Source organism: Micromonospora zamorensis, from assembly GCF_900090275.1.
Lineage (GTDB): Bacteria > Actinomycetota > Actinomycetes > Mycobacteriales > Micromonosporaceae > Micromonospora > Micromonospora zamorensis.
The window spans coordinates 5,007,076-5,032,710 of record NZ_LT607755.1; the positions used below are offsets into that span (position 1 = coordinate 5,007,076).

Annotated in this window: 32 protein-coding genes; 17 read left to right on the forward strand and 15 right to left on the reverse strand. The window is 70.7% G+C overall.

Annotated elements, in window-relative coordinates; genetic code table 11:
* Positions 1 to 11: 11 nt before the first annotated feature.
* The 4 genes from GA0070619_RS22140 to GA0070619_RS22155 all read right to left on the reverse strand — a co-directional run bounded on the left by GA0070619_RS22140 (position 12) and on the right by GA0070619_RS22155 (position 4,489).
* Positions 12 to 452, reverse strand: coding sequence for a PPOX class F420-dependent oxidoreductase (locus GA0070619_RS22140; protein WP_088949822.1), 441 nt, complete (start codon positions 450 to 452; stop codon positions 12 to 14).
* A 131-nt stretch (positions 453 to 583) separates the two neighbouring features.
* Complete coding sequence (locus GA0070619_RS22145; protein ID WP_088949823.1) at positions 584 to 1,609, reverse strand: aspartate-semialdehyde dehydrogenase; 1,026 nt, start codon at positions 1,607 to 1,609, stop codon at positions 584 to 586.
* Positions 1,610 to 1,853: 244 nt separating this feature from the next.
* Complete coding sequence (locus GA0070619_RS22150; protein WP_088949824.1) at positions 1,854 to 3,203, reverse strand: M16 family metallopeptidase; 1,350 nt, start codon at positions 3,201 to 3,203, stop codon at positions 1,854 to 1,856.
* A complete protein-coding gene (locus GA0070619_RS22155) occupies positions 3,200 to 4,489 on the reverse strand; it encodes a M16 family metallopeptidase (protein WP_088949825.1) in 1,290 nt (429 codons plus the stop codon). The genes GA0070619_RS22150 and GA0070619_RS22155 overlap by 4 nt, the downstream gene beginning before the upstream one ends.
* 100 nt (positions 4,490 to 4,589) lie before the next feature.
* On the opposite strand from GA0070619_RS22155, the gene GA0070619_RS22160 reads away from it, so the two are divergent.
* Positions 4,590 to 5,333 (forward strand): phosphodiesterase, encoded by a 744-nt coding sequence (locus GA0070619_RS22160; protein WP_088949826.1) that lies wholly within the window; start codon positions 4,590 to 4,592, stop codon positions 5,331 to 5,333.
* Here GA0070619_RS22160 and GA0070619_RS22165 read toward each other — a convergent pair.
* On the reverse strand, positions 5,300 to 5,518 hold the full coding sequence (locus tag GA0070619_RS22165) for a hypothetical protein (protein WP_088949827.1): 219 nt from the start codon (positions 5,516 to 5,518) through the stop codon (positions 5,300 to 5,302). The genes GA0070619_RS22160 and GA0070619_RS22165 overlap by 34 nt on opposite strands.
* Before the next feature lie 272 nt (positions 5,519 to 5,790).
* On the opposite strand from GA0070619_RS22165, the gene GA0070619_RS22170 reads away from it, so the two are divergent.
* The 5 genes from GA0070619_RS22170 to GA0070619_RS22190 all read left to right on the forward strand — a co-directional run bounded on the left by GA0070619_RS22170 (position 5,791) and on the right by GA0070619_RS22190 (position 9,307).
* A complete protein-coding gene (locus tag GA0070619_RS22170; RefSeq protein ID WP_088949828.1) occupies positions 5,791 to 6,885 on the forward strand; it encodes a 3-deoxy-7-phosphoheptulonate synthase in 1,095 nt (364 codons plus the stop codon).
* A gap of 287 nt (positions 6,886 to 7,172) precedes the next feature.
* On the forward strand, positions 7,173 to 8,054 hold the full coding sequence (locus GA0070619_RS22175) for a helix-turn-helix domain-containing protein (RefSeq protein WP_231927504.1): 882 nt from the start codon (positions 7,173 to 7,175) through the stop codon (positions 8,052 to 8,054).
* A 45-nt stretch (positions 8,055 to 8,099) separates the two neighbouring features.
* On the forward strand, positions 8,100 to 8,783 hold the full coding sequence (locus GA0070619_RS22180; RefSeq protein ID WP_088949830.1) for an SDR family NAD(P)-dependent oxidoreductase: 684 nt from the start codon (positions 8,100 to 8,102) through the stop codon (positions 8,781 to 8,783).
* A gap of 75 nt (positions 8,784 to 8,858) precedes the next feature.
* Positions 8,859 to 9,092 carry a hypothetical protein gene (locus GA0070619_RS22185; protein WP_218907803.1) on the forward strand — a complete coding sequence of 78 codons (234 nt, stop codon included), beginning with the start codon at positions 8,859 to 8,861 and terminating at the stop codon, positions 9,090 to 9,092.
* A 23-nt stretch (positions 9,093 to 9,115) separates the two neighbouring features.
* Positions 9,116 to 9,307: a hypothetical protein gene (locus GA0070619_RS22190; RefSeq protein ID WP_088949832.1), complete on the forward strand. Its 192-nt coding sequence runs from the start codon at positions 9,116 to 9,118 to the stop codon at positions 9,305 to 9,307.
* Between the two features lie 65 nt (positions 9,308 to 9,372).
* On the opposite strand, the gene GA0070619_RS22195 is transcribed toward GA0070619_RS22190, so the two are convergent.
* The 3 genes from GA0070619_RS22195 to GA0070619_RS22205 are packed head-to-tail and all read right to left on the reverse strand — an operon-like array spanning position 9,373 to position 10,647.
* Positions 9,373 to 9,912 (reverse strand): DUF1360 domain-containing protein, encoded by a 540-nt coding sequence (locus GA0070619_RS22195; protein ID WP_088949833.1) that lies wholly within the window; start codon positions 9,910 to 9,912, stop codon positions 9,373 to 9,375.
* Positions 9,913 to 9,967: 55 nt separating this feature from the next.
* Positions 9,968 to 10,306: an SRPBCC family protein gene (locus GA0070619_RS22200; protein ID WP_088949834.1), complete on the reverse strand. Its 339-nt coding sequence runs from the start codon at positions 10,304 to 10,306 to the stop codon at positions 9,968 to 9,970.
* Positions 10,306 to 10,647 carry a DUF6158 family protein gene (locus GA0070619_RS22205; RefSeq protein ID WP_374223661.1) on the reverse strand — a complete coding sequence of 114 codons (342 nt, stop codon included), beginning with the start codon at positions 10,645 to 10,647 and terminating at the stop codon, positions 10,306 to 10,308. The genes GA0070619_RS22200 and GA0070619_RS22205 overlap by 1 nt, the downstream gene beginning before the upstream one ends.
* A 121-nt stretch (positions 10,648 to 10,768) precedes the next feature.
* Between GA0070619_RS22205 and GA0070619_RS22210 the strand changes: the two genes are divergently transcribed.
* Together GA0070619_RS22210 and GA0070619_RS22215 are read left to right on the forward strand one after the other, a co-directional pair.
* The gene (locus tag GA0070619_RS22210; protein WP_197699564.1) at positions 10,769 to 11,191 is read left to right on the forward strand and encodes a hypothetical protein; all 423 of its coding nucleotides are present in this window, start codon (positions 10,769 to 10,771) and stop codon (positions 11,189 to 11,191) included.
* A gap of 25 nt (positions 11,192 to 11,216) precedes the next feature.
* Positions 11,217 to 11,546 (forward strand): DUF3817 domain-containing protein, encoded by a 330-nt coding sequence (locus GA0070619_RS22215; RefSeq protein WP_088949837.1) that lies wholly within the window; start codon positions 11,217 to 11,219, stop codon positions 11,544 to 11,546.
* Between the two features lie 48 nt (positions 11,547 to 11,594).
* Here GA0070619_RS22215 and GA0070619_RS22220 read toward each other — a convergent pair whose 3' ends face one another.
* Positions 11,595 to 12,116 (reverse strand): DUF6232 family protein, encoded by a 522-nt coding sequence (locus GA0070619_RS22220; RefSeq protein ID WP_088949838.1) that lies wholly within the window; start codon positions 12,114 to 12,116, stop codon positions 11,595 to 11,597.
* Between the two features lie 498 nt (positions 12,117 to 12,614).
* Here GA0070619_RS22220 and GA0070619_RS22225 point away from each other — a divergent pair, with 498 nt between their 5' ends.
* Positions 12,615 to 13,592 (forward strand): C40 family peptidase, encoded by a 978-nt coding sequence (locus GA0070619_RS22225; RefSeq protein WP_088949839.1) that lies wholly within the window; start codon positions 12,615 to 12,617, stop codon positions 13,590 to 13,592.
* Positions 13,593 to 13,662: 70 nt separating this feature from the next.
* On the opposite strand, the gene GA0070619_RS22230 is transcribed toward GA0070619_RS22225, so the two are convergent.
* The 4 genes from GA0070619_RS22230 to GA0070619_RS22245 all read right to left on the reverse strand — a co-directional run bounded on the left by GA0070619_RS22230 (position 13,663) and on the right by GA0070619_RS22245 (position 17,989).
* Positions 13,663 to 14,652, reverse strand: a complete 990-nt coding sequence (locus GA0070619_RS22230; RefSeq protein WP_088949840.1) for a sigma-70 family RNA polymerase sigma factor — start codon at positions 14,650 to 14,652, stop codon at positions 13,663 to 13,665.
* 379 nt (positions 14,653 to 15,031) lie between these two features.
* Positions 15,032 to 15,988 (reverse strand): N-acetylmuramic acid 6-phosphate etherase, encoded by a 957-nt coding sequence (murQ, locus tag GA0070619_RS22235; protein ID WP_088949841.1) that lies wholly within the window; start codon positions 15,986 to 15,988, stop codon positions 15,032 to 15,034.
* Positions 15,985 to 16,899, reverse strand: a complete 915-nt coding sequence (locus GA0070619_RS22240; RefSeq protein ID WP_088949842.1) for a MurR/RpiR family transcriptional regulator — start codon at positions 16,897 to 16,899, stop codon at positions 15,985 to 15,987. The genes murQ and GA0070619_RS22240 overlap by 4 nt, the downstream gene beginning before the upstream one ends.
* Before the next feature lie 73 nt (positions 16,900 to 16,972).
* Positions 16,973 to 17,989, reverse strand: coding sequence for an NAD-dependent epimerase/dehydratase family protein (locus GA0070619_RS22245; RefSeq protein WP_088949843.1), 1,017 nt, complete (start codon positions 17,987 to 17,989; stop codon positions 16,973 to 16,975).
* Between the two features lie 113 nt (positions 17,990 to 18,102).
* Here GA0070619_RS22245 and GA0070619_RS22250 point away from each other — a divergent pair, with 113 nt between their 5' ends.
* On the forward strand, positions 18,103 to 18,792 hold the full coding sequence (locus tag GA0070619_RS22250; protein ID WP_088949844.1) for an SDR family NAD(P)-dependent oxidoreductase: 690 nt from the start codon (positions 18,103 to 18,105) through the stop codon (positions 18,790 to 18,792).
* Here GA0070619_RS22250 and GA0070619_RS22255 read toward each other — a convergent pair.
* Positions 18,777 to 19,448 (reverse strand): dTMP kinase, encoded by a 672-nt coding sequence (locus tag GA0070619_RS22255; protein ID WP_088949845.1) that lies wholly within the window; start codon positions 19,446 to 19,448, stop codon positions 18,777 to 18,779. The genes GA0070619_RS22250 and GA0070619_RS22255 overlap by 16 nt on opposite strands.
* A 181-nt stretch (positions 19,449 to 19,629) precedes the next feature.
* On the opposite strand from GA0070619_RS22255, the gene GA0070619_RS22260 reads away from it, so the two are divergent.
* The 5 genes from GA0070619_RS22260 (at position 19,630) to GA0070619_RS22275 (ending at position 22,095) form a co-directional block, all read left to right on the forward strand.
* Positions 19,630 to 20,214 (forward strand): nucleotidyltransferase, encoded by a 585-nt coding sequence (locus GA0070619_RS22260; RefSeq protein ID WP_088949846.1) that lies wholly within the window; start codon positions 19,630 to 19,632, stop codon positions 20,212 to 20,214.
* Positions 20,211 to 20,486: a BON domain-containing protein gene (locus GA0070619_RS22265; RefSeq protein WP_088949847.1), complete on the forward strand. Its 276-nt coding sequence runs from the start codon at positions 20,211 to 20,213 to the stop codon at positions 20,484 to 20,486. The genes GA0070619_RS22260 and GA0070619_RS22265 overlap by 4 nt, the downstream gene beginning before the upstream one ends.
* A gap of 10 nt (positions 20,487 to 20,496) precedes the next feature.
* On the forward strand, positions 20,497 to 21,273 hold the full coding sequence (locus tag GA0070619_RS22270; protein WP_088949848.1) for a metallophosphoesterase family protein: 777 nt from the start codon (positions 20,497 to 20,499) through the stop codon (positions 21,271 to 21,273).
* The gene (locus tag GA0070619_RS32865) at positions 21,264 to 21,407 is read left to right on the forward strand and encodes a GPGG-motif small membrane protein (protein ID WP_007464364.1); all 144 of its coding nucleotides are present in this window, start codon (positions 21,264 to 21,266) and stop codon (positions 21,405 to 21,407) included. The genes GA0070619_RS22270 and GA0070619_RS32865 overlap by 10 nt, the downstream gene beginning before the upstream one ends.
* Before the next feature lie 193 nt (positions 21,408 to 21,600).
* On the forward strand, positions 21,601 to 22,095 hold the full coding sequence (locus GA0070619_RS22275; RefSeq protein ID WP_088949849.1) for a TspO/MBR family protein: 495 nt from the start codon (positions 21,601 to 21,603) through the stop codon (positions 22,093 to 22,095).
* 52 nt (positions 22,096 to 22,147) lie between these two features.
* On the opposite strand, the gene GA0070619_RS22280 is transcribed toward GA0070619_RS22275, so the two are convergent.
* A complete protein-coding gene (locus GA0070619_RS22280) occupies positions 22,148 to 22,921 on the reverse strand; it encodes a M23 family metallopeptidase (protein WP_088949850.1) in 774 nt (257 codons plus the stop codon).
* A 250-nt stretch (positions 22,922 to 23,171) separates the two neighbouring features.
* On the opposite strand from GA0070619_RS22280, the gene GA0070619_RS22285 reads away from it, so the two are divergent.
* Together GA0070619_RS22285 and GA0070619_RS22290 are read left to right on the forward strand one after the other, a co-directional pair.
* Positions 23,172 to 24,518 (forward strand): ABC transporter substrate-binding protein, encoded by a 1,347-nt coding sequence (locus GA0070619_RS22285; RefSeq protein ID WP_088949851.1) that lies wholly within the window; start codon positions 23,172 to 23,174, stop codon positions 24,516 to 24,518.
* 70 nt (positions 24,519 to 24,588) lie between these two features.
* A complete protein-coding gene (locus GA0070619_RS22290; RefSeq protein ID WP_088949852.1) occupies positions 24,589 to 25,635 on the forward strand; it encodes a carbohydrate ABC transporter permease in 1,047 nt (348 codons plus the stop codon).

A 25,635-nucleotide genomic window follows, 5' to 3' on the forward strand; every position in this document is an offset into this window, starting at 1 on the left:
TGACGGGCGCGTCAGCCCCGGGGCGGCATCCCGTAGATGCGTTCCACGTGCAGGCGCAGCACCAGCCGCGCCTCGTCGACCATGGCCTGGCGGTATTCGTCCCAGTCGGGGTGGTCGCCGCGCAGCCCCCGGTAGAGCGCCACCAACTCCTCGACGGTCTCGTCGCCGGGCTCGGCGGCCGGCGTGGTCAGCTCGGCACGGCACTCGACCACCGCGTACGCCCAGCCGTCCTCGCTGCCGACGTGGAAGCTGGCCCGGGGGTCCCGGCGCAGGTTGGCGGTCTTGGCCCGGCCGCCGGTGACCGAGACCCGGATCAGGCCGGCGTCGCGGTCGAAGGAATAGACCACTGTGGACAGCTGTGGCCGCCCGTCCCGCTTGATCGTGGCGAGGACGCCCATCGAGCGCCCGGCGACCAGATCGGTCAACGCCTGCTGGACGCGGTCATCCGGCACGGTTTCCTCCAGGTGGGACGATCGATCGGCTTCGTCCCATCCAAGCACGACCGGCGGATCGTCGCTGGAGGCTGCCAGGAACGGGACCGGGCCCCCGCCGACGTGCGGCGAGGGCCCGGTGACGACGACGGTCAGCGGCGTTCGGCGGCGACCAGCTCGGCGATCTGCACCGCGTTCAGCGCGGCGCCCTTACGCAGGTTGTCGTTGGAGCAGAACAGGGCCAGCCCGTAATCAGCGGTCTCGTCGGCGCGGATCCGACCCACGTACGTCGGGTCCTGGCCGGCGGCCTGCAACGGCGTCGGCACGTCGGTCAGCGCCACACCGGGCGCGTCGGCCAGCAGCTCGTGTGCGCGCTGCGGGGTGAGCGGCCGGGCGAACCGGGCGTTGATCTGCAACGAGTGACCGGTGAAGACCGGCACCCGGACGCAGGTGCCGGACACCTTCAGGTCGGGGATTTCGAGGATCTTGCGGCTCTCGTTGCGCAGCTTCTGCTCCTCGTCGGTCTCGAACGAGCCGTCGTCGACGATCGAGCCGGCCAGTGGGAGCACGTTGAAGGCGATCGGCTGGGTGAACGAGCGCGGCGCGGGAAACTCCACGGCCGAGCCGTCGAAGGCCAGCCCCGCGGCGTGCTCGGCGACCTTGCGGACCTGCTCGTCCAGCTCGGCGACGCCGGCCAGCCCGGCACCGGAGACCGCCTGGTACGTGGAGACGACCAGGCCGATCAGACCAGCCTCGGCGTGCAGCGGGCGCAGCACCGGCATCGCGGCCATCGTGGTGCAGTTGGGGTTGGCGATGATGCCCTTCGGGCGGTCGAGGGCCGCGTGCGGGTTGACCTCGGCGACCACCAGCGGCACCTGCGGATCCATCCGGAACGCCGAGGAGTTGTCGATCACCACGGCGCCGGCCTCGGCGACCCGGGGTGCCAGCTCCCGGGCCGTGCCCTTACCGGCCGAGAAGAGCACGATGTCCAGGCCGGAGTAGTCCGCGGTCGCGGCGTCCTCGACTGTCACCTCACCGTCGCGCCACGGCAGTGTCCGCCCGGCCGACCGCGCCGAGGCGAACAACCGCACCTGCTCCGCCGGGAACTTCCGTTCCGCCAGCACCTGCCGCATCACGCCACCGACCTGGCCGGTGGACCCCACAATGCCGATCCTCATGCCCGCGAGGCTACCCAGCCCACCACCGCAACCGGGAGCCCTTTCCCACGCCCCAGGCCCGCATCACACCCACCCCACCCCAAAAACCCATCCCCGACCGCCCCACCACCCCTCGGTGCCCTCCCCCGTGATCAAGAGGTTTGCGTCAGAAATCGCGCTTCGGTTGACGCAAATCTCTTGATCAACGGCGTGAGAGGGCAGGCGATGGGTGGGTGGGGGGTGGGTGGGGGCAGGAGGCGCGGGGTCAGGGGTTGGTGATGGTGATGAGGTCGCCCAGGGCTGCCGCATTCAGGTCGTCGCGAATGACCGCGGCGTCGCCTTCGATGACCAGGGTCAGCGCGTCCGGGTGCAGGTGGGTGGCCGCCGCTGCGGAGACCTGGTCCACGTCGGCGGCGAGCAGCGACTCCCGCAGGCGGGCGTGGTAGTCGTCCGGCAGGTCGTGCACCACCAGCGTGGTCAACGCGGAGGCGATCGCCCGGGGGCTCTGCAACTCGACGGAGAGCTGCCCCGCCCGCCAGGACCGCGCCACCTCCAGCTCGTCCTCGGTGACCCCGCTGGCCTGGGTACGGGTGATCTCGCCGACCGCCTCGACCAGGGCCGGCGCGGTGACCGCCGTCTGCACGCCGGAGCTGACCGCGAACCGCCCGAACCGCCGGGACGACGCGAAGTCGCCCCGGATGCCGTACGTGTAGCCGTGAACCTCGCGCAGCAGGTGGTTGAGCCGGGAGGTGAACGCCCCGCCGAGCACCGTGCCGGCGAGCGTCATCGGCACGTGGTCGGGGTGTGCCCGGTGCGGCGACGGGTGACCCAGTCGCAGCGTCGACTGCACCGAGCCGGGACGGTCCACCAGGATGATCCGCCGGCCGGTGTGCAGCGGCACGTCGAGCGGGCCACCCCGCTCGGCCGGACCGCCGCCGGTGCCGGCGAACGCCGCGGCGGCGAGCGCGTCCAGGTCGATCCGGTCCAGGTCACCGGCGACGATCAGGGTGCCGGGGCGCAGGAACCACTCGGAGTGGAAGACCGTGACGTCCTCCACGTCCAACCCGGCGACCGAGTCCGGGTCGCCGTGCATCGGCCGTCCCCAGCGGTTCTCCGCGCCGAACAGGTCCGCGCGCAGCGCGGCGTCGGCGCGCGGGCCCGGGTTGGCCCAGTCCATCCGGAGTGCGGTCGCCTCGTCGTCGCGGACCCGGCGCACATCGGCGGGGTCCAGCTTGGGCGTCCGCACCGCCTCGGCGAGCAGCTCCACGGCCGCGCTGAGCCGGTCCACCGGGATCACCACGCTGGCCTGGAACGAGTCCCAGTCCAGCCCGGTCATCAACGCGGTGCCGAGCCCCTCGACGGCGAGGGCGTACGCGGCGGCGTCCCGCTGCGCGGTCCCCTCCTCCAACGCCTTGGCCAGCACGCCGGACAGACCCTCCTTGCCGACCGGCTCCTGGCCCGCGCCCACGTCGAGCAGCAGCAGCGCCACGGCGAGGTTCTGCCCGGGCAGGTGCGCGGCGACGACCTGGCCGCCGGCCACCGTGCGGCGGACCACCGGCGGAAACCGGTACGGGCGGGCGGCGCCCGGGCCGGGACGGTCGGCGATCAGCGTCATGAGGTCTCCTCGGGCAGGTAGGTCAGGACCACCCGGTCGGTGGCGAGCACCTCGGCGGCGGCCTCGGCGATCTGCTCGGCGGTCACCGCGAGCAGGCCCGGCAACTGGTCGGCGATGCGGGCCGGGTCGCCGAACTGCGTGGCGTACCGGCCGAGCAGGTCCGCGCGACCGTCCACGGTGGACAGCTGACGCCACCACCCGGTGCTGAGCAACGCCTTGGCCCGGTCCAGCTCCGCGGCGGTGACCGGCACGGTGGCCAGCTCGTCGACGACCTCGGCCAACCCTTCGGCGAGCCGCTCGGCGCTCACTCCGGGGCGGGCGGTGGCGGTGGCGATCAGCGGCGCCGGGGCGTGCGCGAGGTCCACCCCGTACGCCCCGACCAGGTCCGGCTGGGCGATCCGCTCACCGTCGGCGAGCCGCTGGTAGAGCCGGCTGCCCCGACCGCTGCCGAGGATGGTGGCGAGCACGGTGATCACGTTGTAGCCGGGGGTGCCGAACGGATAGCTGCGGTGGGCGATGTACACCCGGGGCGCCGGCACGTCGGCGCTCACCGACTCGACGGCCGTCTGCCCGGTGGCCGGGACGCTGCGGCCATCCGGGGCCGACGGGATGTCGTCGCGCGCGGGAAGGGCACCGAAATACTTGTCGGCCAGTGCGAACACATCCGAGGCGGTTGCGTCGCCGACCACGGTGAGCACCGCGTTGTTGGGCGCGTAGTAGGTCTGGTGAAACGCCTGGAAGGTGGCGAGGTCGGCGGCGTTCAGGTCGGCCATCGAGCCGATCGTCGCGTGATGGTACGGGTGCCCCGGCGGGTAGAGCAGGGGCAGCAACCGCAGCCAGGCGTCCCCGTACGGGACATTCTCGTAGCGCTGCCGGCGCTCGTTCTTGACCACGTCGCGCTGGTTGTCCAGCGTCTCCTGGGTGAGCGCCGGGACCAGGCCGCCCATCCGGTCGGCCTCCAGCCAGAGAGCAAGCTCCAGGTGCTCGGCCGGCACCGTCTCGAAGTAGTTGGTCCGGTCCGGATTGGTGGTGGCGTTGAGCGAGCCGCCGGAGCCCTGGATCAGCTTCATGTGCTCGGTCTTCGCCACGTTCACCGAACCCTCGAACATCAGGTGCTCGAAGAGATGGGCGAAGCCGGTCTGCCCGGCCGGCTCGTGCCGGGAGCCGACGTCGTACCAGAGGTTGACGGCCACGGCCGGCGCCGTGCGGTCCTCACTCACCACCACGCGCAGGCCGTTGTCCAGTCGGGACGTCTCGATGGGCCAGGGGTAACCGCTGTCGGGCATGCCCCGACGCTATCCGATCTCACGGGCGGAAAGGTGACGTGCGGTCGGTCGGCGAGCCGACCCGCCGCATCGGGGCCGCCGCGCGGGGTAACGGAGGGGCATGACCGTCACTCCGCCCCCGTCCGCCGGCTGGGCCGCCACCGCCGTCGAACGCGCCAGCGCCGCGCTCGGCCGGCGGCGCCACGGCCGGCTGCTGCATCCGGCCGGTCACTCTTTCGCCGGCGAGACGATGATCTGGGGTACGCCCGGACCACCCGTCGGTGTCGGTCTGCTGGACGAGCCCGGCCGGTACCGGGCCACCGTCCGGATCTCCAAGGGCACGCCGACGCCCGGCAGTTGGCCGGACGTGCTGGGTCTCGCGCTGCGCCTGCACCGCGACGGCGAGCGTCCCTTCGACCTGCTGGTCAGTTCCAGCGGCGCGGCCCCGCTGCTGCGCAACCTGCCGCTGCCCCGACGCCGCTTCACCGGGACGTACACCACGATCATGTGTTACCGCGTGGGCCGTCGCCGGATCTGGCTGGCCGCGCTGGCCGACCCCGACTCGGTCGGCCTGGGGCGCAGCCTGAGCACGGTGGCCGCCGCGACCCGGGCCGACACGCCGCGTCTGGTGCTCGCGGTCGCGTCCGCCGTGGGGTCGTGGCGGCCGGTGGGGCAGGTCAGCTTCGGTGCGCAGCTCAGCGCCGAGGAGGACGCCGCGCTCGCGTTCGACCCGGTGCGCAACCTGCCACCCGAACTGCGGGTGGCAGGTCCGCTGGCCTGGCTGCGCGAGCAGACCTACCGGGGGTCACGCCGGGCACGTGGTGCGACAGCTCAGTCCGGGGGCTCGACCGCGACCACCGTCTGATCCGAGGTACGACGCTCCAGCACGGTGTCCGGGGCCGCGTTCTGGTCCGCCTCGCGGATGTCCGACTCGGCGAGGATCGCCTCCGCCTGCGCCTCCGGGTCGTCGCTGCCCACTGCCTCCTCCTCGGGCAGGAGGTGGTGGGCGCGGGACTCCACCCGGTCCTGATCGCTCTGCTCGTTGGTCATGGCACCCCTGTTACCCCGACCTCGTCCCCGGCACGCTGCCTCCGCCCCGCATCTTGGGACGACGGCCGGAGGTTCCCGCCCGGTCGGGTACGCTGGCCCGGTGACGCGTTCCTATCGATGGTTTAGGCAGCCGGCTCGCACGCCGGTGACTTCACCATGAACTGACGTCACCACGGACCGAGCCGGCTGGGCAGGAGCTGTCGTTCCTGCCCTTTTGCGTACGAGCAGCCGGCTCGTCCCGGGCACCGGCCCCGGGCACGGTCGGCGGAAGGATGCCCACCGTGACGACCCCGGAGACCAATCGGGTCAGCGATCAGCGGATCGACCGTGTCGTGCCGTTGACCACGCCCGCACTCCTGCACCACGAGTTACCCCTGGACGCCCCGCTCGCCTCGGCCGTGCTGACCGGCCGCCGCGCGGTGGGTCGGGTGCTCGACCGCGAGGACGACCGCCTGCTCGTGGTGGTCGGCCCCTGCTCGGTGCACGATCCGGCCGCCGCCCTCGACTACGCCGAGCGTCTGCGCGTGGCCGCCGACCGGGTGGCTGACGACCTGCTGATCGTCATGCGGGTCTACTTCGAGAAGCCGCGCTCCACTGTCGGCTGGAAGGGCCTGATCAACGACCCGGGCCTGGACGGCAGTGGGGACGTCAACACCGGCCTACGGCTCGCCCGGGCGCTGCTGCTCGACGTGCTGCGTCTCGGCCTGCCGGTGGGTTGCGAGTTCCTCGACCCGATCACCCCGCAGTACATCGCGGACACGGTGGCCTGGGGCGCGATCGGTGCCCGCACCGTGGAGAGCCAGGTGCACCGGCAGCTCGCCTCCGGCCTGTCCATGCCGATCGGCATGAAGAACCGCCCCGACGGCAGCATCGGCACGGCCGTGGACGCGATCCGCGCCGCCGGGGTGCCGCACGTCTTCCCCGGCATCGACTTCTCCGGCACCCCGGCGATCATGCACACCCGGGGGAATACGGATGGGCACCTGGTGCTGCGCGGCGGCGGCGGCCGGCCCAACTACGACGCCGAGTCGGTCGCCGGCGCGCTCGACCTGCTGCGCGCGGCCGACCTGCCGGAGCGGCTGGTGATCGACGCCAGTCACGCCAACAGCGGCAAGGACCACCGCAACCAGCCGAAGGTCGCCGCGGACGTGGCCGCCCAACTGGCTGCCGGCCAGCGTGGGATCACCGGTGTGATGCTGGAGTCGTTCCTGCTGCCGGGCCGGCAGGAGCTCGACCCGACCCGGGAGCTGGAGTACGGCCGCTCGGTCACCGACGCCTGCCTCGGTTGGGACGACACCGCCGAGGTGCTCGACCACCTGGCCTCCGCCGTACGGGCCCGCAGGGCCACCCTGCCGACGACGGTGTGACGGCTGCCACCCGAGGGCACGGAACACCGACGGGGGTCGGCTCGTTGACAGGGGTGTCGGTGTGTCCAGTGTCCCCGGGCCTCACCTAAATAGCCTTCGCGGAATACCGTCCGGCTGGAGCCGCGTAGTGCCACTCGCCGAGAGGCGACCTGCACACCGACACCAGCGCCGCCCCCGACCCACAAGGTCGGGGGCGGCGCTGTCTGTAGGCGGGCCACCAGAGCCAGGGGTGCGACAGGCCCCCCGCTGACCGCTGCGCCCGACCATACGATCTATTGGTGAGCGAGATGTCGAACGAGCTTGGTGCTTTCCTGAGTGCTCGGCGGGCCCTGGTGACACCGCAGCAGGCCGGCATTCCCAACGGGGGCGTGCGACGCGTGCCGGGCCTGCGGCGCGAGGAGGTCGCCATGCTCGCCGGTGTCAGCGCGGACTACTACCTGCGCCTGGAGCGTGGCCGCGACCGAAATCCGTCCGTGCAGGTGCTGGAGTCCATCGCCCGCGTACTGCAGCTCGACGACGAGCACCTGGCCCATCTGCTGACGCTGGTTGCGGGCGCTCCCCGCAAGCGCAGACGCCGAGCGCGCCGGGAGACCGTTCCGTCCGGTGCGCTCAAGCTCCTGGACTCCCTCGTCCAGCCCGCGTTCATCGAGGGACGGTACTTCGACATCCTGGCCTCGAACAGCCTCGCCACAGCTCTTTCTCCAGGCCTCGTGGAAGGCGGCAACCAGCTCAGGGACCTGTTCCTGAACCCCGCCGAGCAGGCGCTGCACCCGGATTGGGAAAACATCACGGAGTGCTTCGTCGCGAACCTGCGACAGGCCGTGGGCACGGACATCGACGACCCCCGCTTCATCGAGCTCACCGGAGAGCTGTCCCTGGCGAGCGCCCGATTCCGTCAGCTCTGGGCCCGCCATGAGGTACGCGGCCAGCGCGGGACACCGATTCGGATCGACCACCCCCAGGTCGGCGAACTCGTCCTCAACCGGGAACGGCTGAGCATCGCCGGAACCGAGGGCCTGATGCTCGTCGTCTACCACCCCGACGCCGGCTCCGACAACGCCGAGAAGCTGACCCTCCTGGCCTCCGCGGGCCTGCCCACGACCGCAGAGGGGGTCCTGCCAGACCCCAGGCTGAAGAGGGCTCCAGGTACGCCGGTGGAACGCGCATAGCGTTCGCAGCGGCCCTTTCGGGTCAGGTATTCGAAAGGAATGGACATGACTGTCACGCTGATCACCGGAGCCAACAAGGGCATCGGCTTCGAGACCGCCCGACAGCTTCTGGAGCTGGGGCACGTCGTCTACCTCGGCGCTCGTGATGTCGAGCGAGGCGAGAAGGCGGCGGCGACGCTCGGGGCGCGGTTCGTCCAGCTCGACGTGACCGACGACGCATCGGTGCGCGGCGCACTGGCGACGATCGACTCGGACGAGGGCCGACTCGATGTCCTGGTGCACAACGCGGGCGTTCTGGAGACCGGGCTCGACGGCCCCGCCGCGCTGCGATCCTTCGACACGAACGCGGTGGGGATCGTGCGCGTCACGGAGGCCGCACTGCCCCTGCTTCGCAGATCGTCCAATCCCAACGTCGTCACCGTCTCGAGCAGCGCGGGGTCGTTCTGGGCGGTGAACAATCCCGAGCGGCCGGAGTACGGTCTGCCGCTCGCCCTGTACTCGGCGTCCAAGGCCGCGGCCACCATGCTGACGGTGCAGTACGCCAAGTCCCAGCCGGGCATCAAGTTCAACGCCCTCGAACCGGGCCCCACCGCCACCGACATGACCGCCGCCTTCGGCATCGGACGTCCGGCGGCGGAGAGCGCCCGGCAGGTCGTACGCCTGGCGACCCTGGACCCGTCCGGGCCGACGGGGACCTTCCAGGACGAGGCAGGGCCACTGCCCTGGTGAGCACGTGTGGGGTGGTCCGGAGGTGCCGGCACGTGGAACACCGGCGTGACGTTTGACCGATTCCGCCCCGGGTAGCTGATCGAGGTGACCGACGACGCATCCGTGTCCGGCGAGCCGGACACCCGGGCCCTCGACGACCTGCTCGACGACATCTACCGGGCACAGGAGCGGGTCACCCAGGCCGAGATCTACCGCCGGGCGGTGGCTGCCGAGCTTCCGCCGGACCTGCTCGCCCGCATCGACGCGCTGCCCGAGGGCGAGTACGCGGTGGACGAGGCCAGCGACCTGCTGGGCGGTTCGATCGGGTGAGCGACCGCAGAAGGGACACCGACATGACCGACAAGGACCACGACGAGGAAATGCCGGCGCTGGGTCAGCCGCCGAAGGGCAGGGACACCACGCCTGAGCCCGACTTCGCCAACGAACACGACCGCACCGCCGTGGACCGGGACATCATCACCGGGGCGGACGAGGACGAACGGGAGCCGGAGTCGCCGCACGGCTGGTCCGGCATGCAGCGCTGAGACGTACGACATTCGGCAGCGGGGGTCGGCATGCGCCGGCCCCCGCTGTCGTTGTCTTCGACTGCTCAGTCGTCGTCGTGCCCACCCTCGGCGGCCTGCTGCGCCGTCGCGTACGCCATCTGGAGGAAGTCCGACGCGGCGACCGCCGTCAGGGCGGTGGCCACCAGCCGGGTCAGCCGGGGCGCGAGCACCAGGCCGCCGGTCAGCCCGGTGGCCACCCAGACCGCCAGGCAGAACGGGCAGCTCAGCAACTCGCCGATGGCGTGCCGGGTCGGGCTGCCCGAGTCGCGGACCTGTTCCATCACCTCGCCGCTGCCGATCGGGCGGTCGTAACGGGTGAACGGCGCCCGCAGGGGGCTGGTCACCGCGTCCTTGGACAGCAGCCGGCTCAGCTTGTGCGTGGCGATGGAGAGCAGCACCACGTCGGATGGGGCGGGACGCTCCGGCACCGGGCGACCGGTCACCTTGACCAGACCGGCGAGAGCGCCCGTCACCCCGGCGTAGGCGCCCATCGCCACCAGATAGCCGCCGAGCGGTCGGTGTTCGTGCGGCGCGTACGCCCGGCGCAACCGTGCCGCCTTTTGTCGCAGGCCAGTGTCGCTCACCCGGTCTCCTCAGATGTGTCGTGGTGGTACGGGAGTGGTGTCCCGCGTGGCCGGCTCAGCCGGCCTGGAGGTTGTCGGCGACCTCGCGTGCCAGGTTGGTGAGCGCTTCGTCGGCCAACTGGTCCGGGCCCGCCCCTCCCGAGCCGTCGGCCAGGTCGAGCTGGATCCGGGCGCCGCCGGAATCCGCGGGCTCCACCCGGATCTCGGCGGACCAGTCGTCGCCGTCGCCGTCACCCCAGCGGGCCCGCAACTCCTCGCCATTGATCTCCGCAGCGGGGCTGCCGTCGCCGCGCAGCGGCTCCGGCAGCCAGGCGGAGGCGCGGTGAGGGTCGGTGGCCGTGTTGAAGACCACCTCGGGTGGCGCGGACATGCCGCGCACGGCGCGCGCCGGCATCAGGCGTCCCGCAGGCGGCTGGGGTCGACCTCCCGGCCCGGGTGGCGGGCCAGGTACTCGGTCTCGAGCTCCGCCGTGCGTCGCAGGTGGTTGGCGAGCGCGGAGTCCGACGCGTGCCGCAGGGTGTCGAGGCGGGTGCGGTGCAGGCTGTGCATCTCGCGGATCAGATCCTCGTCGGTCAACTCCGTCGGGTCGATGCCGGGCAGATCGCCGTCGAGACCCGTGGAGCCGGCCGGGTCGGCGAGGTCGTCGCCGGCCCACTCGGGCACCCGCTGCTCCGGGCTCATATCGCTGCTGCCGCTGGACGCAAAGCCGTCCTCACGTACCGATCCGGTCATGATCGCCCCCCTTGATCTCGTTTGGGCTGGCGTCTAGACGATTGCCCAGGCGCGGGAACGCCAAACCCGCGTCAGCTACGACACGGTGTCGGAGACCCGCGCCGTCCCCGGTACCCTCGATGCCATGAGGCGGCTCTGGACCCCGGCGTGGATCGCGCGCCACGTGGCCATGGTCGTGCTGACCGTGGGTTTCCTCGGGCTGGGTTGGTGGCAGGTCAGCCGAGCCGCGGCCGGCAACAGCCTGAGCTGGGGGTACGCGGTCGAGTGGCCGATCTTCGCCGGCTTCGTGGTCTACGTGTGGTGGCGCGAGGTGAAGCTGGCCCGCAACCGGGCGTCGGAGGCCGACGCGCCACCGGCGGACCCGGCCGACGCGCCGGAGCCGGCTGTCACCACGGGTTCCCGCCCGGCGGTGCGCCGACCGGTGCGGGTCTCCCGGGTGCCGGTCAGCGACGATGCCGTCCAGGACAATGACCTGGCCGCCTACAACCACTACCTGTCATGGTTGAACGCCAATCCGGGCGCCCGGCCCGGTGACTATCCCGGCTGAGCCGGGTTCGGAAGGACGGACGACGGTGGGCGCTGCCCTTACCCGGTACCGCGTGATCGCCTGGATCGTGGGCGTGGTGCTGATCATGCTGGTCGTGATCGGCATGCCCCTGAAGTACGTGTTCGACAACGCGGTAGTGGTCGAGACGATCGGGCCGGCGCACGGCTTCCTCTACATGATCTATCTGGTGGCCGCGTTCGACCTGAGCCGCCGCGCGGACTGGCCGCTGAAGCGGATGCTGCTCGTGATGCTGGCCGGCACTGTGCCGTTCGTCTCGTTCTACGCCGAGCGCCGGGTCAGCTCCTGGCTGGCCGCGCCGCAGGAGCAGCGGGCTCCGGAGCCGGTCGCCCGCTGAGTGGCCGCTGGGCCGACGCCACCTCGGCGCCGGCCCACCGCCGTCAGGTCAACGACTGGGTCGCCACGGGTCGGCCGACGCGAGCGGATCGACCCAGCCGCCGTACCGGTTGACTTCCCGGGCCCGTAACAGTGCCCGCGTGACCTGGCCGAACTGCCGTTCGTCGTCGGCGGTGAACAGCAGCATCTCCGTTCCCCGGTACCACCCCCACAGCTCGTAGGGCGGTGGGCGCCAGCGATCGCCCACCAGGGCGAGCGCGGCCGGAAGCAGGAACACCGCACCCAGGATGAGGTACGCCCCGGCGGTCAGGCGGTGCAGACCTCCGGTGAAGCCGAGCAACAGCCCGACACCGCCGAGCATGCTGGCGGTGATGACCACGGCCCGCACGGCGATCCGGTCGTGCGGGCCCCGGGTGGTCCGCAGATGGGTCAGGTCGGCGACCTGGTAGCTGGTTCGACCGGCGGTGAACCGGTCGACGGTCACGATGATGCCGGGCCGTGCGTACAGCAGGGTCGACCGGGCGCCCGGCACCGTTCGCGGCGGCGTCGTTCCTGCGCCTTCACGATTCACGGTTCCTCCCGCGGGGGACGGTTGGCCGAGATGACCCGCTGAATGACATCGCTACCGGTCGACGGGATTCCCGGCTCCGTTCACATTGTGTTGGGAGAACGCCAGCCGGCCTGGGCATTTGCGGACTCTCGACAGCTCCCCCAACCGCAGGACATCGCCGAGAAACAGCATCCATTTCAGGTTTTATCGGTTATGGGGGGCGGGTCTCCGGCGGCATACGCCCGGAACGACGAAAGTCGCATTTCCGTCAGTTGGGCACTAAAAGTGCGATACGCCCTCCCCTGTCAGGCGTCAACAGCCACGATGACGCCACCCGGCACAGGGGTACGACGGGCCACTTCGCCAACATTCGCCCCTGCTTCAACTGCGGGCAACATCCGTCCCGGGTTAGGTTGGGCGAGCCGGTCCGGCCCAGTGCCGTCCGCCCCGGGTGGCCCCGGCCGGTGTCGCCGAGGGCATCAGCAGCCCCGGCGGCCGTGGGAGAGGGGCCTTCCGCTCTTGTCATCCCTGAGAAACCTGCTGCGCACCGTGGCGCTGGCCGGCATGTCGGCCGCGCTGATCGCCCCGACGGCGGTGGCTCGCGCCGAGCCGTCCCCCGCCGACCTGACCCGCCGGATCGAGACGTCCTCGACCGAGTTGGAGCGGGTCGTCGAGTCGTACAACAAGCTGCGTGAGGAGATCAAGACCAACGAGGCCGCAGTGTCCCGATTACAGGCCCGCATCGGCCCACTCGAAGAGCAGGCCAAGCAGAGCCAGGCCGACGTGGCCAAACTGGCCAGCACCGCGTACAAGACCGGCGGCCTGCGGACCGCGGACGCCCTGCTGCGCGCCGAGGGTGCCACCGCGCTGCTGGACCGCCTCGGCACGCTCGACCAACTGACCCGCCAGCGGCAGGAGAGCATCTCCGGCTACACCGCTGACCAGCGGCGGCTGCTCGACGAGAAGTCCCGCCTGGACGCGACACTCACCCGGCAGGCCGCACAGGCCCGTGAACTCGCGGCGGGCAAGAAGCAGATCGAGCAGGACCTGGCCAGACTGTACGAGCTGCGCGAGCAGGCGTACGGGGCGGCCACCGAGCGACCCGAACCCAAGGCCGCGGTGACCGAGGCCAGGAACGTGCCCGCGGTGGCAGGTGACGCCGGGGCCGCGGTGCGCTACGCGTTCGGCGCGCTGGGCAAGCCGTACGTCTGGGCAGCCGACGGGCCCAACGGCTACGACTGTTCCGGGCTCACCTCGGCGGCCTGGCGGGCGGCCGGAAAGTCGCTGCCACACAACACCCGGATGCAGTGGAGTGCCGTCGCGCACATCGGCCGGGGCGACCTACGCCCAGGCGACCTGGTGTTCTACAGCGGGCTCGGGCATGTCGCCCTCTACGTGGGCGACGGCCAGGTGATCGACGCGCCGAGCGCCGGTCGCAACGTGCTCAAGCGGGGCATGAACATGATGCCCATCCAGGGCTACGGTCGGGTCCGCTAGGCAGACGAATACGGCGAACGGCCGGCGTCCCCCTATCGGACGCCGGCCGTTCGCCGTCATTACTACCAGGTCAGGCTGCCTGCAGCCCTTCGGCCCGGGCCAGCTCACGCAGCCGACCGAGAGCCTGGATCTCCAACTGTCGGATCCGCTCGCGGGAGAGCGAGAACCGGGAAGCGACCTCGGTGAGCGAGTGCTCCCGGCCGTCCTCCAGGCCGTAGCGGGCCCGCATGATGCCCGCCGACCGGTCGTCGAGGTGGTTGAGCAGGCCCTCGATGCGCTGCCGCTCCAGACCGCTGAGGACGATGTCCTCCGGCGACGGAGCGTCACTGTCGGCGACCAGGTCGCCGAGCTTGGTGTCACCGTCGTCGCCCACCGGGGTGTCCAGCGAGACGGTGTCCTGCGACCAGCGGCGCAGCTCGTTGACCCGCTCGACGGTGACGCCGAGGGCGGCGGCGATCTGCTCCGGCTCCGGGTCGGCGCCCAGCTCACGGGTCAGCTGCCGGGCCACGTTGCGCATCCGGTTGACGTCCTCCACCAGGTGCACCGGCAGACGGACGGTGCGCTCCTGCTGGGCGATCGCCCGGCTGATCGCCTGGCGAATCCACCAGGTCGCGTAGGTGGAGAACTTGTAACCACGCTCGTAGTCGAACTTCTCGACCGCCCGGACCAGGCCGGTGTTGCCCTCCTGGATCAGGTCCAGCATGGGCATGCCCGAGCGCACGTAGCGGCGGGCGATCGATACGACCAGTCGGAGGTTGGCGCGGATGAAGAGGTCCTTCGCCCGCTCTCCCTCGACGACCAGCCACTCCAGGTCGGCCCGGTCGACACCGGCGGGGAGGGCGTCCTCACCGAGCAGGTGCTCGGCGTAGAGGCCCGCCTCGATCGCCTTGGAGAGATCGACCTCCTTGGCGGCGTCCAGCAGTGGCGTCCGGGAGATCTCGTGCAGGTAGACGCCGACCAGGTCGCGCTCCTCGGCAACCTCGTCGGTTCGCATGCCGATGTTCTTGTCCACGTTGCCCACGGTCCCCTCGCTCGCGCCGGTTGCCCGGTTCCTTGCCATTCCCCACGTCCGTCAGCCCCTGGTAACTTCTGCTGTGCCCATCGGTGCTGACACCTACACAACAGATGAGACGTGTCGGGGATTCCGTCTCGTGAGTCGAAAGTGTCACGAATGCCTGAGTAGTAGCTGAGAGCACGGTCCATGTTTGCTGTCAGGACCCCGTCTGGCGGCTCTACGCTGGGCGCCACGCACGGGTCACCGACCATGGCAACACCGCCGGCCCTGGGGCACAGCGACCCGGGTCACCACCCTGCTGCGATCCTGGTCACTGGCTGATACGCACCGGCGGACCGGTCGGTTCATCCATCGGGAGTGTTATTACCCCCCGGCCTGATGAACAATCCGAAGCCCGGTTCGCTTCCCGGTGGACCGGGCGGGGTCAGGAGGCGAGCAGGGCGAGGGCGCCGCGGACCTGGTCGGCGGAGCGGGCCAGTGCGGCCCGGGCGGCGTCCACCTCGGCGCCGGACACCAGGGAGACGAGCGCCGTCTTCAGGTCACCGTCGGCGGCGGAAAGGGCCTGCTGGGAGACCTGCTCGGAGCAGCCGGTGGCCTCGACCAGAATCGAGATCATTCGTCCCCGGAGCTTCGCGTTGGTGGCGACCATATCGATCATGAGGTTCGAGTAGACCCGGCCCAGACGCACCATGACGGCGGTCGAGAACGTGTTGAGCACCAACTTCTGTGCGGTGCCCGCCTTCATCCGGGTCGACCCGGTCACCACCTCGGGTCCGGTGTCCACCCCGATGAACACGTCGACCGAGCGAGCGGCCTCCGCCTCCGGATTGGCGCAGAGCAGCACCGTCGAAGCACCCTTGGCCCGGGCCGAGGCGAGCGCCCCGAGGACGTACGGGGTGCGTCCGCTGGCCGCCAGACCGACCACCAGGTCACCGGCGCGCACACAACCGGCCGCCTCGACCGCGCCGCCCCGCTCGTCGTCCTCGGCGTCCTCCACGGCCCGCCACATGGCGTCCGGGCCACCGGCGAGGTGGGAGCAGAACCAGTGCCGGGGCGAGTTGAAGGTGGGCGCCAGCTCGGCCGCGTCGAGCACTCCCAGGCGGCCGGACGTGCCGGCGCCGAAGTAGTGCACCCGGTGACCGCCGCGCAGGGCCGCAACCGCCAGGTCGACGGTGGTGGCGATCTCGTCGAGCACCGCTGCGACCGCGGCCGGCACCCGCCGGTCCGCCTCGTTGATCACGGTGAGGACGTCCCGGGTCGACATCAGGTCGAGGTCGACGCTGAGCGGGTTGCGCCGCTCGGTGGGCGCACCCACCCGGACCGTCGGGCGGGCGGGCGGTGCTGGCACGTCCTCGTCCGGCTCCACCGCACCTGCCGTCATGCCCGCCTCCGGTTGGCACCCACCCGGTGCGACTGGACCGCCTCAGCGGTCGCCTCCAGTGCCTTGCGTGCCCGGGCCCGGTTGCGGGCGGCCACCCCCACGAAGAGGCAGTCGACGACGGTGAGCTGGGCCAGCCGGCTGGCCGTCGCGCCGGAGCGGTAGGTGGTTTCGCGGGCCGCCGTGGTCAACACGAAGTCCGCGACGTCGGTGATCGGCGAACGCGGGAAGTTGGTCAGTGCCACGGTGACGGCACCCCGGGTGCGGGCCTGCTCCAGCACCTCGATCACGTCGGAGGTGGTGCCGGTGTGCGAGATGCCGATCGCCACGTCGCCCCGACCGAGGAGGGCGGCCGAGGTCAACGCGGTGTGCACGTCCGGGAAGTAGAAGGCGATCCGGCCGATGCGGTGCAGCTTCTGCTGGAAGTCGGAGGCGACGAAGCCGCTGGCGCCGGCGCCGTAGATGTCGATCCGACCGGCGCCACTGATCGCCTCGACCACCTGCTCACAGACGGCGGGGTCGAGCTGCTCGGCGGTCTCCTCGACCGCTCGGGCGTCGTTGAACGCGATGGTGGCGATGATCTGGGCGAGGTCGGCGCCGGGCGGGATGTCACCACCGACCACCCGGGCGTCCGGCGGCTCGATCCGGCGAGCGGCCTCGGCGGCGAGGCGGATGCGTAGTTGCGGGTAACCGTCCATGCCCACCGAACGGCAGAACCGGATGACGGTCGCCTCGGATGTCTCCGCTGCGGTGGCGAGGTCGGTGATGGTCCGCCGGGCCGCAGCGGCCGGATCGGACACGACCAGTCGGGCAACCCGCTGCTCGGCGGGCGACAGCGACGGCAACAGCCCGCTGATGTGGACGATCAGCCCACCGGGCTCCTGACTCGCAGAAATCTTCGGACTCTTCGCCACGGGTGAAACTTACTTTCACCAAGCGTGAGCGTCAACTATGACTGTCCGGTAGGGAAAGTGTCGGCTGCCGGGATCACCGGTCCCGCACAGCCTGCCACTCCCGCAGGACCGCCGCCTCATCCGCCGGGTCGAGACCACCCTGCCGTACGGCGGCCGGCTGCGCTGCCATCCAGGACGCAGTCGCCCGAACGGTGTCAGGCAACGGACGGACCGTCAGCCCGGCGTCCAGAGCCGGTCGGGCGTCGCGGTCCATCAGGCCGCCGGACTCCGGCAGTCGCACCCACAGCGGCAGCGCCCGCTCCCCCGACCACTCGCGAACGTCGTGGGACGCCAGGAACTCCTGATCCACCCAGGTCAGGACGGGCTCCGGTGCGTCCAGCCCGGCCGCCACCCCGGCCAGCAGGTCCGCCCGTGTCATCGCCGGCCCGATGCCGTCGTACGTGCCGCTGAGGCGGGTGCCGGCGGCGTGCAGCAACCAACCCGCCAGATCGGCGACGTCCACGAACTGCACCCGGTCGGTCGGCTGCCCGGGCGCGAGAACCTCTCCGCCGGCCGACAGGCGCCGCACCCAGTACGGAAAGCGGTCGCTCGGGTCCTCGGCACCGACGATCAGGCCCGCTCGGCAGATGAACGAGCGGTCCACGCCCACCCGCTCCCGGACCGCCTGCTCGATGCTCACCTTGCACTCGCCGTACCAACGGTGGTCCGGGCCGACCGGACCGTCCACGTCCGCCGGGGCGGCCGGCAGCACCGGTGCGTCCGCGGCGGTCTGGCCGGGGGTGGTGTTGTCCGCGTACACCGAGATCGTCGACACGAAGGACCAGTGGCCCACCTGGTCGGCAAGTGCGGAGAGCGCGTGCCGCGCGTGACTGACCTGGCGGGTCACGTCGACCACGGCGTCGAAGCCGTCGTCGGCGAGCGGCACCAGGGCGTCCGGGTCGTCGCGGTCGACCGGCACGAACCGGGCCCCGGCCGGCACGACGCCGGAGACGCCCCGGGCCGCGCAGGTCACGTCGTCGCCCTGGTCGAGGGCGAGCTGCGCCACCGCCCGACCGAGGAACCGGGTGCCACCGAGAATGAGGATCCGCATCCGCCGATCCTGCGCTGCCGGTAGGCGGTTCGGCCAGCCACTCTGCTCTGGGCAGAGCGTCGGCTGTGGAGCACCGGCAGGCGCCGGCCGGACGGGACGCTAGCGTGAGGCGCATGGCGGAGCGCAGCGTGTTGGTGACCGGAGGGGCTGGCGGGCTCGGCGGGGCGGCCGTCGCCGCGTTCGTCGAGGCGGGCTGGCGGGTGGTCGTACCGGAGCGGGAGGCCCGTCCCGGTTCGGAGCCGGCAGCGGGGGTGCTCCGGCTGGTCGCGGACCTCAGCGACCCGGCGGACGCGACGCGGGCGGTCGAGGCCGCCGCCGGCGACCCGGCGGCACCCCTGCGGGCCGTGGTCAACCTCGTCGGCGGGTACGCCAGCGAAGGTCTGGTGCACGAGACCCCGATCGAGGTCTTCGAGCGGATGCTCACCGTCAACCTGCGGCCCACCTACCTGGTCACCCAGGCCGCGTTGCCGCATCTGGTGGCGGCCGGTGGTGGCGCGGTGGTGTGCGTCTCGGCCCGCGCGGCGGTCGCCCCGTTCGCCGGCGCGGCCGGTTACGTGACGGCCAAGGCCGGGGTGCTGGCCTTCGCCAACGCGGTCGCGGTGGAATACCGGCCCCGCAACGTCCGCTGCAACACCGTGCTGCCCAGCGTCATCGACACCCCGGCCAACCGGGCCGCCCAGCCCGACGCCGACCACTCCCGTTGGGTCGCGCCGGCCGAGATCGCATCGGTGATCCGTTTCCTCGCGTCGGAGGAGTCGGCCCCGACCAGCGGTGCCACCGTTCCGGTCTACGGGCGGGCCTGAGTTACCAGCGGGGGCACCTCACCGGGTGCCGCCCTGGAGGGCGCTGGCAGCCAGGTCTCCAGGTGCGCCTGGATCTGCTCGGTGACCTCCTCGGCCGGGCGGTCCGCGTCCACCAGCACGAAGCTCGGGTATTCGGGCAGGGCCCGGTAGGCGGTGTCCGCCGCGGTCAGCCAGCCCATCGTCTCGTGGTCGGTGCCGCGTTCCTCGATGCGCCGGTACGCCTCCGCCGGGTCCACGGCCAGCAGGAAGGTCACCTGCGGCGTCGGAAAGAGCCGGTAGCCGGCCCGTGCGAACCGTTCCCAGCGTTGCCCACCGTGGGCCCGGATGCTCGCGTACTGGCAGGCCGAGTAACGGTCCATCACCGCCGTCCGGCCGGTGAGCAGACAGCTGATCAGGGCTACGGCGATGGCGAGCCAGCGCAGCACGGACTCCACCGCCAGCACACCGTCGCGCCCGACCAGCCGCTGGGCGTCGGGCCGCCCGAGCCGGTTGGCGAGCCGGCCGAGCCAACGACGGCCGCTGGCGTTGCGGCGGTATTTCGCGGGGCGGCCGGCCGCGTTCAGCGCGTCGGCCAGTCGGTGAGCCTGAGTGGTCTTGCCCGAGCCGTCGATGCCGATGAGGGCGACAGTGCGCAACCGGGCCCTGCGTCGTCGCATCCCCGATGATCTGGCCACCCTCGACAGGTTATCCGACCCACGCACCCGACCCGTGAGGTATGTGATGGTTTATCCCTGTTGACACCCGACCGGGACACCCGCAGGTGTGGCCGACCGGAATGCCGGGTACCGGAGTTCGTATCCAACCGCCGGTCCACCAACACGACGACGGGAGAACCAGATGGCTGAGCGCGGAGACGAGAGTCTGGTGCACACCCTCAAGAAGGTCGCCGCCGTGCTCAAGCAGTCCGAGATCCCGTTCGCCCTGGGCGGCAGCTTCGCCGTCTACGCCCACGGGGGCCACTCCAGCGAGCACGACGTCGACTTCCTGATCCGGGAGGTCGACGTGGAGAAGGCACTGGAGGCCCTGGTCGCCGCCGGGTTCGTCGCCGAGCGCCCCCCGGAGGACTGGCTGGTCAAGGTCTTCGACGACGGCCGGATGGTGGATCTGATCCACCGGCCGATCGAGACACCGGTGACGGAGGAGACGTTCGCCGACACGGTCATCCGGCCGGTGGACGCGATCCAGATGCCGGTCCTGTCCGCCTCCCAGCTGATGGTGCACAAACTGCTCAGCTTCTCCCAGCACTACTGCGACTTCGCCCGCGGCCTGCCGCTGGCCCGCTCCCTGCGGGAGCAGATCGACTGGGAGCGGGTACGCAAGGAGACGGAGCACTCGCCGTACGCCGAGGCGTTCCTGGTGCTGCTGGACCGGCTGGAGGTGGTGCCGGCCGCCGGCACCCCGACCGGAGAGGGGACATCGTGACCCACCAACGCGACATTGGCGCCGGGCCACCGGACGAGTACGTCGAGGCGGAGATCCAACGGCTCCTCGCCGAGGACCCCGCCGTCGCCGAACAGGGGATCACCGTGGTGCGGCGGGAACGCGCCATCGTGCTCTACGGCGAGGTGGAGAGCCCACACCGGCGCGAGGAGATCCTGCGTCGGGTGTCCGAGCGCTTCCCGGACGTACCGATCACCAGCGACATCGGGGTGATCCGCGTCGAGGCGCCCACGGAGATCGAGCAACTGCCCTGAGGGAGGTTCCATGGTGATCCGGATCGCCGCCGTGGGCGACGTACATCTGGACGAGGACGTGGTCGGCCGGTTCCGTCCCGCGTTGGAGGAGTTGCCGGAGTGCGCTGACGTGCTGCTGCTGGCCGGGGACCTGACCCGGCACGGCACCGAGGCCGAGGCGCGCTGCGTGGCGGAGGAGTTCGGTGGGTTGGCCGTGCCGGTGGTGACCGTGCTGGGCAACCACGACCACCAGTGTGACCAGGTGCCGCAGGTGGTGAAGGTCCTCGAGGACGCGGGCATCACCGTGCTGGAAGGCAACGGCGTCGTGCTGGACTGCGCGGGCGGTCGGCTCGGCATCGCCGGCGTCAAGGGCTTCGGCGGCGGGTTCGCCGGGCGGTGCGCCAGCGACTTCGGCGAGCCGGAGATGAAGGCGTTCGTCCGGACCACCAACGAGAGCGCCGAGGCTCTCGGCACGGCGCTCCGTTCGCTGGACTGCGACATGCTGGTCGCGCTCACCCACTACTCCCCGGTGCCGGACACGCTGGCTGGTGAACCGCTGGAGATCTACCCGTTCCTCGGCTCGTACCAGTTGGGGCAGGCGATCGACTCGGCACCCACGGCGCTGGCCCTGCACGGGCACGCGCACGCCGGCACCGAGCGCGGCACGACCCCCGGCGGCGTACGCGTCCGCAACGTCGCCCACCCGGTGATCAAGCAGGCGTACAGCGTCTTCCACGTCGGCGATCAACTCGACACCGACCAGGTTTCCCCGATCGGCCAGTCGGGTAGTCAGAGGTCATGGAGCTGATTCTCTGGATTCTCGCAGTCGTACTCGTGGTCGCCGGCATCCTCGCGCTGTTCCGCCGGCAGATCCTGTGGGGCATCGTCCTCATCGTTGTCGGGCTGTTGGTCGGCCCGGGTGGTGTCAGCATCTTCAATTAGCGTGCGTAACTCCTAAAAAAACCGGGACCCGCCGGGGTCGCCGCGACCGGAGCTCCGTCCTCCCGACAGGAGCACCGGCCGGGGCAATCCCGGCGCTTTCTTGTGGGCGCTCCCACCCCCTGATGACGGTGCCGGATGTCTTGTGCGCCCTACCGCCGGTTTGACCTGACGCTGGATGGAAATTATCTCGACCATGGAGACATCCCAGGACGCGTCGAGGACCTCCGGCCGGCGGCGGTGGTGGGCTCTCGTGGGCTTCGCGGCGGCCGTCTTCGTCGCGGCCGCGATCGGCGGTCTGGGGGTGCAGGGCACCACCGGCGAGTACGCGAGCCTCCAGCAGCCCAGCTGGGCACCGCCCTCATGGCTGTTCGGCCCGGTCTGGTCGCTGCTCTACGCACTGATCGCGGTGGCCGCCTGGCTGGTGTGGCAGCGGGTCGGCTTCGGCCCCGCCCTCTGGGCGTGGACCGCCCAACTGGTGCTCAACGCCATCTGGACCCCGCTGTTCTTCGGCGCGGGGCAGTACGGGCTGGCGTTCGCCGAGATCGTGGTGATGTGGTTGGCGATCGGGCTCACCGTGGTGCTGTTCGCCAGGGTGTCGCGGGTGGCGGCGGCGCTGCTGCTGCCCTACTGGGCCTGGGTCACCTTCGCCGCCGCCCTGAACCTGTCGATCTGGCAGCTGAACTCCTGACCTGACCGGTCCCCGACGGCGGCGCCCGCCGGGGACCGTGGCCGTCCCCGGGTCAGCAGCGGGGCACGCCGGGGATGTATCCGTCGGACCCGGTGTACACGTACGCGTCGGCGATGAACCGGCCGCTGCCGATCCGGTCCCAGATCGAGCTGGTGCCGTACGTGCCGGTGACCGTGGTGCCGCTGGTCTGGCAGGCGATGGTCACCCGCGTGCCGTCGGCGACAGTGCCCACCGAGGCGTACCCGGTGCCGGGGCCGGAGCGGACGGTCAGCGGGGTGCCGCTGGTGTCGACAGTGCCGTTGCCGCCGCCCGAGGAGCACCCGTTGTTGCTGGTGTAGGTCTTGGTGCCCCAGTACAGCGCGAGGGTGCCGTTGAAGCGCACCTTGATGTCGGCGCCGTCGAGGCGCTGCTCGTAGTGCAGGTGCGGGCCGGTCGACCCGCCGGTGGTGCCGACCCAGCCGAGCACCTTGCCGTAGCCGACCGTCTGCCCGACGGAGACGTTGAAGCCGTTGAGGTGGGCGTAGTAGGTGCTGTAACCGCCCCCGTGGTTGATCCGGACGTATTTGCCGTAGCTGGTGCCACCGAGGTCGGTCACGCGGTCGACGGTGCCGGGCGCGCTCGCCACCACCGGGTCGCCCTGATCGTCGGTGCGGTTGAAGTCGACGGCGTTCGCCGGGCTGTGACCCGATCGGGTCTGCCCGGACCAGGACTGGCCGCACGGGAACGGCACCTTGAAGGTCGGCGCGGCCAGCGCCGGGCTGGCCGGTGCCAGGACTCCTCCGACGAGCACACCCGCCACCAGCAGGCTGATCCACCGCTTTCGCATACAGCTCCTCCTATGTCGAAAACCTTCGATGGGGTGGCCCTAGCCTGACAGATATCGTCAATCTTCGAAAGAGTCGGGGATTCACCCCGGGAGCGCGCCCACGAGGCAGCCCGCAGGTTTCCGGATTGTTACTCGCTCGTGTCTGACAGGGGGTGGACCGGACCGGATGCAAGCGCTTACATGTGTGCACGCCCAATCGGACCGGCGACGGGTCACCAGCACGACCGCGCCGGCTAGGAAGGAGGACGGCATGGCGGTCTTTACCAGACCACGCCAGGCCTTCGTGATCGCCGGCGTACTCGGGCTGGCGCTCAGCGCCACCGCCTGCGGTACCGGCGACGACAAGAAGAGCAACAACGCGGGCTCCGCGGAGTGCGCCGCATACGACAAGTACGAGGGCCACGACGGCAAGAAGGTCTCGATCTACGCGTCCATCCGTGACGCCGAGGCGGACCTGCTCGAGCGCTCCTGGTCGGACTTCACCAAGTGCACCGGCATCGAGATCGACTACGAGGGCAGCGGCGAGTTCGAGGCGCAGCTCCCGGTCCGGGTCGACGGCGGCAACGCCCCCGACATCGCCTTCGTGCCGCAGCCCGGCCTCGTGAAGCGTTTCGCGGACGCCGGCAAGCTGAAGTCCCTGAGCGCTGACACCAAGGCCCTCGCCGAGCAGAACATGCCGGCCGACTGGCTGAAGTACGGCACCGTCAACGGGACGCTCTACGGCGTGCCGCTCGGCGCCAACGTGAAGTCCTTCGTGTGGTACTCGCCGAAGACGTTCAAGGAGAAGGGCTGGGAGGTTCCGACCACCTGGGACCAGCTCATCGCCCTGAGCGACAAGATCGCCGCCAGTGGCATGAAGCCGTGGTGCGCGGGCGTCGAGTCCGGTGACGCCACCGGCTGGCCGGCCACCGACTGGATCGAAGACGTGATCCTGCGGACCCAGGGCCCCGAGGTCTACGACCAGTGGACCACCCACGGGATCCCGTTCAACGACCCGAAGATCGTCGACGCGGTCGACCGCGCCGGCACCATCCTCAAGAACGACAAGTACATGAACGGCGGCTTCGGCGGCGTCAAGAGCATCACCACCACCTCCTTCCAGGAGGCGGGCGTGCCGGTCACCAACGGCAAGTGCGCGATGCACCGGCAGGCGTCGTTCTACGCCAACCAGTTCCCCGAGGGCACCAAGGTGGCTGCGGACGGCGACGCGTTCGCCTTCTACTTCCCGGCCATCGACCCCGCCAAGGGCAAGCCGGTGCTGGGCGCGGGCGAGTTCGTCGTCGGCTACGCCGACCGTCCCGAGGTCCAGGCGGTGCAGACCTACCTGGCTTCGGCCGAGTACGTCAACAGCCGCGCGAAGCTCGGCAACTGGGTCACGGCGAACAACAAGCTGGACATCGCCAACGTGGCCAGCCCGATCGACAAGCTCTCCGTCCAGATCCTCCAGGACAAGAGCGGCACCTTCCGCTTCGACGGTTCCGACCTGATGCCGGCAGCCGTCGGCGCGGGAACGTTCTGGAAGGGCATGGTCGAGTGGCTGAACGGCAAGGCGACCGCCCCGGTGCTCCAGGGCATCGAGAGCAGCTGGCCTAAGTGATCCCGGCGGTGGCCCGGCCCGTGACCGCGGGCCGGGCCACCGACTGCGGTGGACCCGAGAGGGAGGGTTGATGGAGTTCGACTTCGCCGATCAGCAGCCGAAGCTCCTCATGCTGATGTACGGGCTGGTCGCCTTCGTCGTGGTGGTGGGCGGTCTGCTCCTGCTGCTCGACGTGGTGCCGGCCTGGTTCGCCCGGCGACGGGAGGCACAACTCGTCGCCGCCTCGGCGAGTGGAGCTCCACTCCCCCGCCGAACCAAGCCGCGGGAGGGGCTCTTCGCGCTCTTCTTCCTGCTGCCGACGCTGCTGCTGCTCACCATCGGCCTGGTCGTGCCAGCCATCCGCACCACGGTGCTCTCCTTGATGAACAGGGACAGCACCGAGTGGGTGGGGTTGGACAACTTCGGCTGGATGTTCTCCGACGACGCGATCGTCCGGGTCCTGATCAACACCCTGATCTGGGTGCTCCTGGTCCCCCTGGTGGCGACCGGGTTCGGCCTCATCTACGCCGTACTCGTGGACAAGGCCCGGTTCGAGTCCGTGGCCAAGTCACTGATCTTCCTGCCGATGGCCATCTCCTTCGTGGGCGCCAGCATCATCTGGAAGTTCGTCTACGCCTACCGTGGTGAGGGCGACCAGATCGGCCTGCTCAACCAGATCGTGGTCAGCCTCGGCGGCGAGCCCAAGCAGTGGCTGCTCGAATCGCCCCTGAACACGCTGCTGCTGATCGTCATCATGATCTGGATCCAGGCCGGTTTCGCCATGGTGGTGCTCTCCGCCGCGATCAAGGCGATCCCCGGCGACATCGTGGAGGCCGCCCGGCTCGACGGGGTCAGCCCGTGGCAGATGTTCTGGCGGATCACCATGCCGAGCATCCGACCGGCGCTGATCGTCGTGATGGTGACCCTCACGATCGCCACGCTCAAGGTCTTCGACATCGTCCGGACCTCGACGAACGGCAACTACGACACCAGCGTGATCGCCAACGAGATGTACAACCAGGCGTTCCGGTACAGCGAGAACGGGCGGGGTTCCGCGCTCGCGGTCTTCCTCTTCATCCTGGTCATCCCGGTCGTGATCTACCAGATCCGTAACCTCCGTCAACAGCGGGAGGGCTGA